This is a genomic window from Pseudomonas sp. GW821-FHT10B02 (genome assembly GCF_059415665.1).
Genome location: NZ_JBWKNR010000009.1, coordinates 166,716 through 179,492 on the forward strand (window position 1 = coordinate 166,716; position 12,777 = coordinate 179,492).

Here is a 12,777-nt window from a genome sequence, read left to right on the forward strand (position 1 = left end):
ATAAGTTGTAAGAAAAAAACAGCCCGCCAGGAACGATCGATGCAGGTGCTGAACAAGAAACTGGCCGATGAGGGCCACCCAAACCAGGCTTCACCTGACCGGACCTTGCGCGAGTTCAACCTGTTGCGCTGGTTTTCTGTGGTCAGTCTGCTGATCATCGCCTCGGTGGCGGTAGGACTGGGCTATGTCTCGACGCAATTTGTGGTCGAAGACAGCGTCGAACGTGATGCCATGCTCACCGCGCAGTTCATCCAGGCCATGGCCAAGGCCGAGGTGCGCCATTCACGGATTCCGCCGGGCACCACCATGGCGCAACTGCTTGATCCGCGGATGGACAAGCAGCACCCAGGGATCAGCGCCGACCTGGCGGCGTCCACGCGTATCGAGTTCCTCGACCACGTCGAGCACTTGCCCGACACCCTGTTGACCAATGTCTATGCCCTGGACCGGACCATTGTCTGGTCCACCAACCCGTTGCTGATTGGTCAGAAGATCGTCGGCGATGACGACCTCGACGAGTCGTTCCATTCGCAAGTACCGGTATCGGCCAGTTACCACAAGGCCGATGAAGACCGCGAAGAACAGAAGTTCCAGCGTGAGCCGGAGTACCTGTTCATCGAGAACTACATCCCGATGTTCGACGAGAGTGGCACTCAGGTGCTGTCGATGGTGGAGGTGTACAAGGAGCCGCAGGACCTGGTGCGGCGCATTCAGCGTGGCTATGTGCTGATCTGGACGTCGACCTTGCTTGGCGGCGCGCTGATCTACTTCGGCCTGTTCTGGATCGTGCGCCGTGCGGCGGGCTTGCTGCATGCGCAACAGACCAAGCTGGTGGCCAGCGAAACCTTTGTCGCCCTTGGCGAGATGTCCTCGGCGGTGGCCCACAGCTTGCGCAATCCGTTGGCCACCATCCGCTCCAGTGCTGAACTGGCTCAGGAAATTGCCAGTGAGCGCTCGCAGAAAAACATCGGCGACATCATCAATCAGGTTGACCGTATGTCGCGTTGGGTGCGTGAGCTACTGGTGTCGTTGCGGCCGTTGAAGGACGATGCCGAAGCCGTTGACCTGATTGCGGCGGTTGAAGACACCTGCAGCGCCTTTGCCCAGCAGACCGAGCGCAACAAGGTGCAGTTGCAAGTCAGCACGCCGCCGTCAGCGTTGGTGGTGAGCCAGCCGGTATTGCTCACGCAGATCCTCAACAGCCTGTTTTCCAACGCCCTTGAGGCGATGCCAGGCGGTGGCCGGTTGACCCTCGAGGTGCTTGAGCTGACCGGCGAAGGCAAGGTCCAGCTAACCTTGAGTGATACTGGCAAAGGCATGAGCCAGCAACAGGAGCGAATGGTTTTCAAACCTTTTTTCACCACCAAACAGGGCGGCCTGGGCGTCGGTCTGGTGTTGGTCAAACGAATAATGGAGCGTTTCGGCGGCGCGGTCAGCCTGACCAGTCGCGAAGAGGAAGGAACCCGCGTATGCCTGATTTTCAATGTTGCAGCGGGAGGGGATCATGGAGCAGAGCATCCTGGTGGTGGAGGATGATGAAATCCTTGCTGAGAATATCCAGACCTATCTAGAGCGCAAAGGGTTCGAGGTCACGGTTTGTCATAGCGCCGAGGAGGCGCTGGAGCAACTGCCCAAGTGTCAACCCGATGCGGTGCTGACCGACAACTCGTTGCCGGGCATGAACGGTCATGAGTTGATCAAGGCCTTGGCCGAGCGGGCGCCGGAGCTCAAGGTGATCATGATGACCGGCTACGGCAACGTCGAAGATGCCGTGCTGGCGATGAAGGAGGGCGCCTTTCACTACCTGACCAAACCGGTGGTGCTGGCCGAACTCAAACTGATGCTCGACAAAGCCCTGGCGGCCGAGCGCATGGAACGTACGCTGTCGTTCTACCAGGAGCGCGAAGCACAAAAATCCGGTGGCCAGTCGCTGATCGGCGAGTCGCCGGCGATGCTCGGGCTCAAGCACACGCTGACGCAGTTGCTCGATGCCGAACGACGCATGGCCAGCGGTGATTTGCCGCCGGTGCTGGTGGAAGGCGAGACCGGTACGGGCAAGGAACTGGTGGCCCGAGCCCTGCATTTTGACGGCGCACGCAGCAAGGGGCCGTTTATCGAGTTCAACTGCGCCTCGATTCCGGCCAACCTGCTGGAGGCGGAGCTGTTTGGCCATGAGAAGGGCGCGTTCACCGATGCCAAGGACCGCCGGGTCGGCCTGGTGGAGGCGGCGGATGGCGGCACGCTGTTTCTCGACGAAATCGGGGAAATGGACCTGATCCTGCAGGCCAAGCTGCTGAAGTTGCTGGAAGACCGGACCATTCGCCGGATTGGCGCGGTGAAGGAACGCAAGGTCGATCTGCGCATCATCAGTGCCACCAACTGCAACCTGGAGCAGATGGTGCAACAGGGCAAGTTTCGCCGTGACCTGTTCTTTCGCCTGCGCATCATCTCGATCAAGGTCCCGAGGTTGTATGCCCGGGGTGAAGACATCCTGCTGCTGGCCCGGCACTTCCTCGCCCTGCATGGCAAGCGCTATGGCAAGTCGCACCTGTATTTCAGCCCGGAGGCTGAGGAGCTGCTGCTCAACTATAGCTGGCCGGGCAACGTGCGGGAACTGCGCAATATGCTTGAGCAGACGGTATTGCTTGCGCCTAACGAGGAGATTGCGCCGCATCAGCTCAATGTCTGCATGAGCCTGGTCGATGAGCCGTTTGAGATGCCGGCGCCGGCGTATCATGACAACCATCATGGCAGTGCTGAGGTTCCGGCTTCCACCAGCTTGCCTGAGGTGGAGCGCGAGATGGTGCGCAAGATGCTTGACCGTACCGACTGGAATGTCACCAAATCGGCGCGGCTTTTGGGGTTGAGCCGGGATATGTTGCGTTACCGGATCGAAAAGCTTGGGCTGACCCGGCCGGATAAGCGGCAGTGGTGATCATCGCGGGGCAAGCCCGCTCCCACAGATTCCGGTGGGAGCGGGCCTTGCCCCGCGATTACTCACGCCCACGCATGAAGAAGCCCGCAACATACTTGCGAAAGGTATCCAGGCTCTTGAAGTCGGCATAGCGCTTGAACGTTTCGCCTTCAGGCTCCGGCCCCAGCGGTTGTTCGGTCAGCGATACCGATAGCACCCGGTCCTGATCGGAGCTGAGCACCAATGCATCCATGCCCTGACCACCAATCACCGGGCGGCGCATGATCACCCTGACGCCCTTGCTGGCCATCCAGTCGATCAAGGAGATGAGCATCTTCAACGGCTCGCGCTCTTCATCGCGATACACCGGAAACAGCTGCCCACGCGACAGCACCGGGACGCTGGCGACATGAATCAGTTCGTAAAAATGGCTGCCCGCACTGGCCGGTGAGTAGATGGCCAGGGCCAGCAGCGGCCCCGCGGTCTTGCTGCCGCCCCACAACAGGTGATGCCCCTGAAAGTCGAAGCCGTCTTCGCTGCGTTCGTTGTACACCTTGCGTGCCTTGATCTGGCTGACGCAGTCGAGCATCAAGCCGTAGCGACGATGATTGCCAAAGGCGCTGGAGTCGCGCAGGCGTGCCTTGAGCATCATCATGTGCTTCATGTCCAGGCGGGTTTCCAGGTAGTTGCTGGCCGGCACCCGCTCGATCAAGGGGTAACGGCTGGCGACGCTGCGCAGCTCGGCAAATTGTCCGCTGAGGTCTTTTTTCAGGTGGCTGGCATAGACGTTCAGGCCACCGGCCTCGATCAGCGTCAGCAGCAAGGACAGCAGCCGGTGTTGCTCGCGCTTGTCACCACCATTGCCAGCCTCGCCAGCGCTACCAGGGGCGGGACGGCGAAAATCGCCGATCAGGCGCAAGGGCGTGTCGGGGGGTAACCAGGCGGCTGGGATTACCTCAGCATCCTCTGGGCGAGCAGCCTCGCGCTCATCCTTGATGAACGCGCAGTCGCGGGCATGCTCGGCGGTGCCTGGGTTGTTCTTGAGAAACAGGGTGCCGGTATTGCCGTTGAGATTGACGTTGAGAATCGGCATTGCCCGCGGTTGGCAGTCACAGGCCAGCCAGTGCCCGGCGGCGCGGATCTTGAGCAACAGCTGATTGGCCTGCAGCAGACGCGGGCCGGCCAGGTTGCCCTGGACAAAACCATGCAGCAGCTCATCTTCGGCAGGGGTAAGCGTGCGCACCAGCGCAGTGTTTTTTTCGATGATTCTCATGAGCAATCCTGGCCAGCCTTCCTGTGCCCGCCACCTTAATGCAAAGCCCGGCTGACGGCCATGGCTCGCCAGCCGGGAACCACCGGAATTACTGTCCGCCGAACAGCTTGGCGGCGCGGGCGCGGATTTCTTCCACCGAGACGTCCTCAACGTGGGACGAGACGAACCAGAGATTGCCGAACGGGTCTTTCAAGGTGCCGCTGCGGTCACCGTAGAACTGGTTTTCCACGGCCCTGACCTGGGTAGCACCGGCCTTGAGGGCCTGGGCAAAGCGCGCATCGACATCATCGACATACAGGTGCAGGCCAATCGCTGCGCCACCGAGCGACTGGCTGCTGACCAGGCCACCCTCCATGTCGCAAGGGTCGGCGAGCATCAGCGACGAATCGCCAATCTTCAGCTCCGCATGCCCGACCCGGCCATCCGGGCTGTCCAGGCGGAACATCTCGACCGCGCCGAACGCGGCTTTGTAGAAGTCGATGGCCTTGCCGGCATCCTTGATGCCCAGGTAAGGGGTGATGGTGTGTTGTCCTTCGGGGATTGGTTTGACGGCCATTTTATGAATCCTCCTTAGCGCGCCGCAGGGTGGATGGCGCGAAACTGTATGTTTGTACAGTTTCGGCGATTGGGCAAATCAAAACCTGCGGCGCTGGACGGACGGCAATCAGAAAATGTAATCGGTGGTCAGGAAGCTGGAATCACGATTACGGATGATGTCGCTGATCAGCTGCTTGTTGCTCTCCTGGAACTTGGTCGCCACCAGTGTGCGGATCGAGAACACGCGCAGCGCATCGTGTACCGACAAGGTGCCTTCGGCAGAGTTCTTGCGGCCGTTGAACGGGTAAGTGTCCGGGCCACGCTGGCACTGGGCGTTGAGGTTGATCCGTCCGACCTGGTTGGCGAAGGTGTCGACCAGGCGCCCGACTTCAGCCGGATTGGTGCCGAAGATGCTCAACTGCTGGCCGAAGTCGGAGTCGAGCACATAGTCGATCACGCTCTGCAGGTCGCGATAGGGCACCACCGGCACCACCGGGCCGAACTGTTCTTCCTGGTACACGCGCATCCCGGCATTCACCGGGTACAGCAGCGCCGGGTAGAAAAACGAGCCACGGCTGCTGCCGCCTCCTGGGTTGATGACCTGCGCGCCTTTTTCGACGGCATCGGCCACCAGGCCGTTGAGGTAGTCGATCTTGCCCGCCTCGGGCAGCGGCGTCAGGGCTACGCCAGGTTCCCAGGGCATGCCTGGCTTGAGCGCGGCCAGCTTGCGCTGGAACTTGTCGAGGAAGCTGTCGACCACCTGCTCATGGACGAAGAGGATCTTCAGCGCCGTGCAGCGCTGGCCGTTGAACGACAGGGCGCCGGTAACGGCCTCGTTGACGGCATTGTCCAGATCGACCTCGGGCAGCACGATCCCCGGGTTCTTCGCATCCAGGCCCAGAGCGGCGCGCAGGCGATGCGGGCGTGGGTGGAGCTTTTTCAGGTCGCTGGCCGCCTTGTTGGTGCCGATGAAGGCAAACACATCGATCTTGCCACTGGCCATCAGCGCGCTGACGGTCTCGCGGCCGCGCCCATAGATAACGTTGATCACCCCCGCCGGGAAGCTGTCGCGGAAGGCTTCGAGCAGCGGGCGAATCAGCAGCACGCCGAACTTGGCCGGTTTGAACACCACGGTGTTACCCATGATCAGCGCTGGAATCAGGGTGGTGAAGGTTTCGTTCAGCGGGTAGTTGTAGGGGCCCATGCACAGTGCCACGCCCAGCGGCGCGCGACGGATCTGGCCGAGGGTGTCCTGTTCCAGTTCGAAGCGGCTGGAGCGGCGGTCCAGCTCTTTTAGGGCATTGATGGTGTCGACGATGTAGTCGCAGGTGCGGTCGAACTCTTTTTCCGAGTCCTTGAGGTTTTTGCCGATCTCCCACATCAGCAGCTTGACCACTGCCTCACGCTGCGCGCGCATTTTGCCCAGGAAGGTCTCGACGTGCTGGATACGTTCAGCCACACGCAGGGTCGGCCAGGCACCGCGGCCTTTGTCGTAGGCGTGCACGGCGGCGTCCAGGGCGGTGAGGGCGGTGTCGGCATCGAGCAGTGGCGTGTTGCCGAGGATCACCTGGCGCTCTTGATCACCTTCCTTGAGCCATACCGGGCTGCGCACGGTGGCCAGCGGCCCGTCCCAGCGCTGCAACTGGCCGTTGACCAGGTACTCGCGTTGCACCAGCGGTTCACCCAGGCGATACGCCTCGGGGATCTCGTTGGCGGTGGGAAACAGCGAATCGAGCAGACGGTCCATGGGCGCAGCACCTCTTTTTCTATGATGGGTGAAACGTTTCAGTTCGAGCATAACGCCAGCGCGCTAAAAAAAGCCAGCCTCACTCAACATTGCGCCCGACACGCCGATAAAGCGGTATGCCGACGCGAACAACGGACCTATGAGCACAAGAATCCTCGCCCTTGATGACAAACTGGTCCTGCCCGCGACCCTGGGCACCACCCTCAATCGCTTGCTGCCGATCGGCTTTGCGCTGATCGGCATCGGTCTGTCGGTGGCGCTTGGCCGTCTGGACGTGCAGCGTCAGGAAAGCGAACTGGTGGCCAACGCCGGCGCACGTCTGTCCGGGGTGCGCGCCGCCCTGGAGGCGCAATTGCGCTCGGCCTTTGGCGAAACCGAAGGCATTGCCCAGCTGATCAGCGCCGATGGCCAGATCAGCCCCGAGCACTTTCATGACATGGCACGCCAGGCCATTGCCTCGGTACCGCATATCCGCCATATCTCGGTGGCGCCGGGCGATGTGATTGACGATGTCTATCCGATCAAGGGCAACCAGAGCATCATCGGCGTCGACTACCGTCACCTGCCGGACCAGTACCCGATGCTGCAACGCGCGCGCGACCACTACAGCCCGGTGCTGGCAGGGCCCGTGCAGCTGTACCAGGGCGGTCGCGGGCTGATCTACCGGCGCCCGGTTTTTCTCAAGGGGCATAAGGGCGTCAAGCTGTATTGGGGCAATGTCTCGATCGTGGCAGACATTGACCGCTTGCTCAGTGCCGCAGGGCTGGACCTTGACCCGGGCTTTGAGCTGGCCCTGCGCGGCGCCGATGGCCAGGGCTCGGCGGGTGCGATGATCTGGGGTAACCCCAAGCTGTTTGAAGAGCATGCGGTAACGGTCAATGTCGATGTGCCCGGCGGGCTGTGGCAACTGGCGGCGAGCCCCTTGGGTGGCTGGCCGTCCATGAGCCTGTTTGCCTCACCCCTGTTCCTGTTTGCATTGACCTGTACCGGGCTTTTCAGTGTCTTTGTCGCCCAGCTCAACCGCAGCAACCACCTGATCAACCTGCGCAACCGCGAACTCAAACAGTCCCAGGCGCAGCTGGAGCGCCTGGCCCATTATGACGTGATCACTGGTCTGCCTAACCGGGTGTTGTTCAACCAGCGCCTGCAAGAGGCGATCAACGCTGAGCAGCGCCTGGCCGTACTGGTTCTGGATATCGACGGATTCAAGCAGGTCAACGATAGCCTCGGGCATCCCATGGGCGACCTGTTGCTGCAACAGGCCACCGCACGCTTCGTGCAAGTGATCGATGATCAGGATGGCCTTTGCCGCCTGGGCGGGGATGAATTCGCGTTCCTGTTGGTTGGCGCTGAGCACGCCTGTATTGACCGGGTTCAAGGCCTGCTGCAAACCCTGCAGCTACCCTTCGACCTCAATGGCAACGCGGCCTTGGTCACCGGTAGCATCGGTCTTGCCTGGCACCCTGAACACGGCCAGAGCAGCGACCGTCTGCTGCGCCATGCCGACACTGCCATGTATGCCGCCAAGGAGAGCGGGCGCAATGCCTGGCGGCTGTATCACCCGGACATGACCGAGCGCCTGCAGGAGCGTCTGTGCCTGGAACGCAACCTGCGCCGGGCGTTGCAGAACAATGAATTCGAGCTTTGGTACCAACCGAAGATCGACCTGTTCAGTGGCCGTGTCGAAGGCGCCGAAGCGTTGCTGCGCTGGCGCGATCCTGATTATGGCCTGGTATCGCCTGCACAGTTCATTCCGCTGGCCGAGCGCACCGGTCTGATCATTCCCCTGGGGGAAAAGGTGCTTGAGCTTGCCTGCCAGCAGATCGCCGCCTGGCGCGCTGCCGACTGCCTGCCGGGCCCGCTGGCGATTAACGTTGCAGCCTTGCAGATCGAGCGCAGTGACTACGTCGCCAGCCTGTCGCGCAGCCTGAAACGTTATGACCTGCCGCCGACCCTGCTGGAAGTGGAAATCACCGAAAGCCTGTTGATGGAAAGCCAGCAGCAGGCCTGTGCGGCATTGGCCCAGCTGCAGGCCATGGGGGTGGCAACCGCGGTGGATGACTTCGGCACCGGTTACTCGTCGCTGGCCTACCTCAAGTCGCTGCCCATCGATCACCTGAAGATCGACCGCGCCTTCATCAAGGATTTGCCCGCTGATGATGACGCGGTGGCGATTACCCGGGCGATCATCGACCTGGGCCATGCCCTGGGCTTTCACATCACCGCCGAAGGCATCGAGACCCAGGCTCAGTATGACTTCCTGCGCAATGCCGGCTGTGACCAGGGCCAGGGTTTCCTGATGGCGCGGCCGATGCCAGCGCAGGCGTTACAGACCTGGCTGGCTGATCGTCAGATGCGCCAGCACCTGGTGATTGATTGAGTCAGCGGTGTTCAATCTCCAGGTCCAGCAGCCGTTCTGCAGGCAGCGCCAGCATGCGCCTGCGGTAGTACTGATCCTGGTCCATGCGCGTAAGACGTCGCCAGGTTTCGGCATGCGAGTCGGGCAGGGTGTCGCGGTACCAGTTGCTCTCGACCAGTGCTCGCAGGTCACGGCGATACTGCAGTGGTAGGCGCTCCCAGATGCCCAGCTGGTCCGCACTGGCGCCGCCGAGCAGCTCCTCGTAGTCAACCTCCGGAATCAATAAATCTATACCGGTGGCCTGGTAGTAGCTGTCGATTTGCGCCCAGACCTGTGCACCCAAGGCGTTGCCCTCCAGTCGCAATGCCCGCGCAACAGGGTGTGGAATGGCTTCTACCGCCGGCAGGTTTACCAGCGGGTTGTAGGCGAAATCCAGCAGCAGGGGGTCGACCAGCCCCTGCAAACCGTTGGGCAATTCGCTCAGTCCGCAGCGGGTCAGGAACACGGTACGCAGATGGGGTAGCGCGGTGAAATCCGGAGCGCGGCCCAGCGGGCAATGCGAGAGGTCGAGTACGCGCAGGTTGACGAGGCTGTCGAGCCTAGCCTGGGCAGTGGCGTCCCAGACCAGTGGATTGTGCTCCAGGTCCAGCCATGCCAGCGCCTGTGGCATGCCCACGCGGGGCATCTGGTTGACGCCACAGCGGGTCAACCGCAGGCGCTCCAGGGCGGGGAAGCGCTCATACAGTTCTGCCGGCAAGGTCGTCACACCCGGGTTGCCGGAAAGGTCCAGTTCGCCGATATGGGTGAAGTCATTGGGCAGCGCCAGCGTGATAAGGTCCTGGTCATTCAGATCCAGGGCCGAGAGGTCCAGGGTATGCAGGGCATTGCCGTTCATCAGCGTCTGCCCGGCGTTACGCCGCCAGGCATTCTCTATGCGTTGGAAGGCTCGCCGCCGGTTCGGTACCGGCACTGCCCAGTCGACCAGGTCACGGCGCAGTTCCTGCAGTCGATCTTCCAGTCGATCCAGTTCGAGCGTCGGCGACAGGCCCCGATTCCGCCAGTTCTGGATGACCGCCTGAATGTGCAGATCGGAGGTGCTGGGAAACAGCCGCCGATAGCGCACCGCCACCGACGTGTGCAGGAACTGCCGCGAGTAACCCCGGGGCGCTTCGCCGCCGCGCAACATCCCTTCGCCCCAACGGCTTGGCTGATACCCCCACAGGCTTCGAATCAGTGCGTCGCGGTCGCTGGCAACCATCGTCAATACGCGCTCGCGCAAGGCTTCTCCACCATTGCTCGCAAGTCCCATGGCCAGTCGCTTCTGGCTGGGCAGTGCCGCCTCGACCGCGCGACACAGGTCATGGTCGATCACCCCGGGAGCAGGGCGCTCACCAAGATAGGCCTCGTAACCATCAAGCGATTTAACCACCACCACCCGCTCGCTCGCCTGCACCTCGCCGATGGCGTGCAGCACTGCACCGTGCGGGCTGCCGGCGCGAATCTCCAGACGCAGCTCTGGCGACCAGCCGGGCAGGCGCTTCAGGCACACCAGCAACAGTCGTTCGCTGTCGTTACTGACCAGCCGCGGCAGCCATAACCCCAGGGCGGCGCGGGTCAGCGGCAGGTCGCTGGCCAGTTGCTCAAGCGTTGCTGATAACGGGCCCTCGGTGCGCAGACTTTCAAGGGTATAGGCCAGCGGCTCGGGGATGGGCTGATTGCCGAGGTGGATCTGCAGCACGTGTTCCTCGCTCGTGCCGCTGACCTGCAGCGCCTTGAGCAGATCGGCATCGGCCAATCCCTGATAGTTCGGGCTCAGCCGTCGTACCAGGCGCGCGCCGGACCAGGCATGGGGTTGCTCGTGTTCTGCGCGCCAGGCGCCTTCGCCGTTGTGTTCCAGCAGCGGCTGATAGGCCTGCGGGTCGCTGGGGTTAACGATGCGCCAGCGCTCCAGGGCAGGGTCCAGGCGCTGCTCAAAGACGCGGCCGTCGAAGCGGATAAAGCGGCGGCCTTGGTGCTCGAACTGCCCGGCGCTGTTGGCTTGCAGCTGTTCGGGCAGCACAACGTCACTGGCATAGGAAACAAGCTCGGGACGCCACAGGCGCTGCGTACCTGCGGCGCTGCGAACCGGTTCGAGACTTTCCATCAGCGGGCTGTTGAACAGTTTTGGCACCATCTTGCCGGCCACATGCAGCCCGCCGATCAGTGCCAGGTTCAACCCGACCGCTTCCAGGTGGCGCAGCGCCAACTGACGATCACCGACGCTCCAGGCCTGGTAACCCTCATACACCTCGTCGAGCAACTGACAGACCATCACCGCCGTCATTAGCGTGCCGACACCGGGAACGAACAGACCGGCCACCATCAAAGCATTCAGACCAAGGCTCTCGTACAGTGCCTGACGCCGTTTGCGCGCCTGCTCGTCGGCATCGGCGGTCGGCACCGCGAGCTGACGGGCCTCGGTTTTCAGCCGGGCGACATGGTCCTGGTGCAGGAAGCTGAACAGTTCACCTTCGATGGCGACCGACTCCAGGTACAGCGACGCGTCACCGTTGGCATCAAGGTTCTGTCGCACACGGCTGAGGAACGTTTGCTGCTGATCGCGCGGGACGTAGGCCAGGAAGCGTTGGCGGAAGTCCGCCTGCCGCAGGTCATCGCGCAAATGGTCATGCAATGCGGACAGGTTCGCGAACTGGCGCAACGAAATACCGTGGCCCGATAAGTGCAGCAGCAGGCCCGTTTCGCCCAGGTCGAGGATCAGCACCTCATGCAAGTCGATACCGAACAGGCTCAGCTGGCTGCAGGTCAGTGTCGTGCCTTCGTCGAGCAATGCCTGCACCTTGTCCAGTGCCTTGCCGTTCACATGGTGGCGGAGGAAGGCGAGCTCCGCAGCCAGGCGCAGACGATCCTGGTGAACCCTGATCGCCAGCGTAGCGACCTGCGCGGGGGCGAAGACGGATGCCAGGTGTGCCTGGTAGCGCTGACCGAGGTCCAGGGATCGGCAGGTACGGGAAAAATCCTCCGGGGACAGACTTAATGGCTTGATCGCGTAGGCCTCGGATTCCAGCTCGATGTCGACCAGTGTTTCGCTGTCACCCAGTGTGGTCTTGCCAATCACCACGGTCTTTTCAACCTGCACATCACCAGCCAGGACCAGCGCGCTTTCGCGGCTGAACTCGATCGCGTCTTCGAAGTTGTGCAGGGCGGCTTCGAGCAGGCTTCGGCGTTCGTGCTGGCTGACGTAGGTTTGCCAGGTAAACAGGTGATGGATGTGGATCAGTTCGCTGCTGCGTAACGGGACCGACAATTGGTGGTGGGTTGCCAGCGCTTGCGCCAGCAGAGGTTCGGCGAATTCTGCAATGTTCTTCAAGCCCTTCAGTGCGCGGGCCAGGTTTTTTTGTGAGTGCGCAAGGCGTGCCTGGCTGGCTTGAACGGCCTCGCGCAGATCGGGTGCGGCATTGGCGAACCAGTCGGCCTCTTCGCCGGGCAGACCTTGGGCGGGCAGCAGGGTTTCGTGCAAGGTTTGCCACTGCTCGGGAGAGGCGTGTTGACTCCAGGCCGGAAGCTGGCGCTCGATCAGTTGTTGGTGCGGGTTTTCCAGGTCTATGGATGGCATCTGCGGTGCTCCTGTTCAAGGGGCACTCAGGAAGCGGGAGGCGAGGGCGGGCGAGGTGGTAAATAGTTGTTAATGACCCTGTGGGAGCGGGCTTGCCCCGCGATAGAGGGCCAATGATTTATCCAGCACCTTTTCAGATTATCCCTCTTCCTTGTAGTCCATTTCCCAAAGATACTTGCAGCGCCTTTGAGCCGTTGCACTGCTCTGGAGTGCAGCCTAGTCTCTGCCGGTCGTTGGCACTCAACGACCGGCTTTGACAGGCTGAAAACTTCTCCCGACACGTGCACGCTTTATGGCGGTTGTACGTGGGGCACCTCGTGTGCGCCGAGTTCGG

Annotated in this window: 7 protein-coding genes; 3 read left to right on the plus strand and 4 right to left on the minus strand. The window is 61.9% G+C overall.

The annotated features are described in order from the left end of the window. The first annotated feature begins 39 nt into the window (after window positions 1-39). Both AC07OF_RS15350 and AC07OF_RS15355 read left to right on the plus strand, forming a co-directional pair. Entirely contained in the window at window positions 40-1,536 is a 1,497-nt protein-coding gene (locus tag AC07OF_RS15350; RefSeq protein ID WP_157192410.1) for a sensor histidine kinase, read from the plus strand. Then, window positions 1,505-2,935, plus strand: a complete 1,431-nt coding sequence (locus AC07OF_RS15355) for a sigma-54-dependent transcriptional regulator (protein ID WP_495073103.1) — start codon at window positions 1,505-1,507, stop codon at window positions 2,933-2,935. Before AC07OF_RS15350 ends, AC07OF_RS15355 begins: the two co-directional genes overlap by 32 nt. Window positions 2,936-2,993: 58 nt before the next feature. Here AC07OF_RS15355 and AC07OF_RS15360 read toward each other — a convergent pair whose 3' ends face one another. From AC07OF_RS15360 to AC07OF_RS15370, 3 genes are all read right to left on the minus strand, one after another. Continuing rightward, window positions 2,994-4,187, minus strand: a complete 1,194-nt coding sequence (locus AC07OF_RS15360; protein WP_495073104.1) for a DUF8534 domain-containing protein — start codon at window positions 4,185-4,187, stop codon at window positions 2,994-2,996. Window positions 4,188-4,275: 88 nt separating this feature from the next. After that, a complete protein-coding gene (locus AC07OF_RS15365; protein ID WP_157192413.1) occupies window positions 4,276-4,743 on the minus strand; it encodes a VOC family protein in 468 nt (155 codons plus the stop codon). A gap of 108 nt (window positions 4,744-4,851) precedes the next feature. Beyond that, window positions 4,852-6,471, minus strand: coding sequence for an NADP-dependent glyceraldehyde-3-phosphate dehydrogenase (locus AC07OF_RS15370; RefSeq protein ID WP_495073105.1), 1,620 nt, complete (start codon window positions 6,469-6,471; stop codon window positions 4,852-4,854). 139 nt (window positions 6,472-6,610) lie between these two features. Between AC07OF_RS15370 and AC07OF_RS15375 the strand changes: the two genes are divergently transcribed. Further along, entirely contained in the window at window positions 6,611-8,851 is a 2,241-nt protein-coding gene (locus AC07OF_RS15375; RefSeq protein WP_495073106.1) for a putative bifunctional diguanylate cyclase/phosphodiesterase, read from the plus strand. Between the two features lies 1 nt (window position 8,852). On the opposite strand, the gene AC07OF_RS15380 is transcribed toward AC07OF_RS15375, so the two are convergent. After that, the gene (locus AC07OF_RS15380; protein WP_495073107.1) at window positions 8,853-12,443 is read right to left on the minus strand and encodes a dermonecrotic toxin domain-containing protein; all 3,591 of its coding nucleotides are present in this window, start codon (window positions 12,441-12,443) and stop codon (window positions 8,853-8,855) included. Window positions 12,444-12,777: the final 334 nt, after the last annotated feature.

What these genes read in the sequence shown, in the direction of transcription:
- AC07OF_RS15350 (WP_157192410.1), top strand. Translation starts at nt 40, where the DNA reads ATGCAGGTGCTGAACAAGAAACTGGCCGATGAGGGCCACCCAAACCAG.
- AC07OF_RS15355 (WP_495073103.1), top strand. Translation starts at nt 1,505, where the DNA reads ATGGAGCAGAGCATCCTGGTGGTGGAGGATGATGAAATCCTTGCTGAG.
- AC07OF_RS15360 (WP_495073104.1), bottom strand. Translation starts at nt 4,187, where the DNA reads ATGAGAATCATCGAAAAAAACACTGCGCTGGTGCGCACGCTTACCCCT.
- AC07OF_RS15365 (WP_157192413.1), bottom strand. Translation starts at nt 4,743, where the DNA reads ATGGCCGTCAAACCAATCCCCGAAGGACAACACACCATCACCCCTTAC.
- AC07OF_RS15370 (WP_495073105.1), bottom strand. Translation starts at nt 6,471, where the DNA reads ATGGACCGTCTGCTCGATTCGCTGTTTCCCACCGCCAACGAGATCCCC.
- AC07OF_RS15375 (WP_495073106.1), top strand. Translation starts at nt 6,611, where the DNA reads ATGAGCACAAGAATCCTCGCCCTTGATGACAAACTGGTCCTGCCCGCG.
- AC07OF_RS15380 (WP_495073107.1), bottom strand. Translation starts at nt 12,443, where the DNA reads ATGCCATCCATAGACCTGGAAAACCCGCACCAACAACTGATCGAGCGC.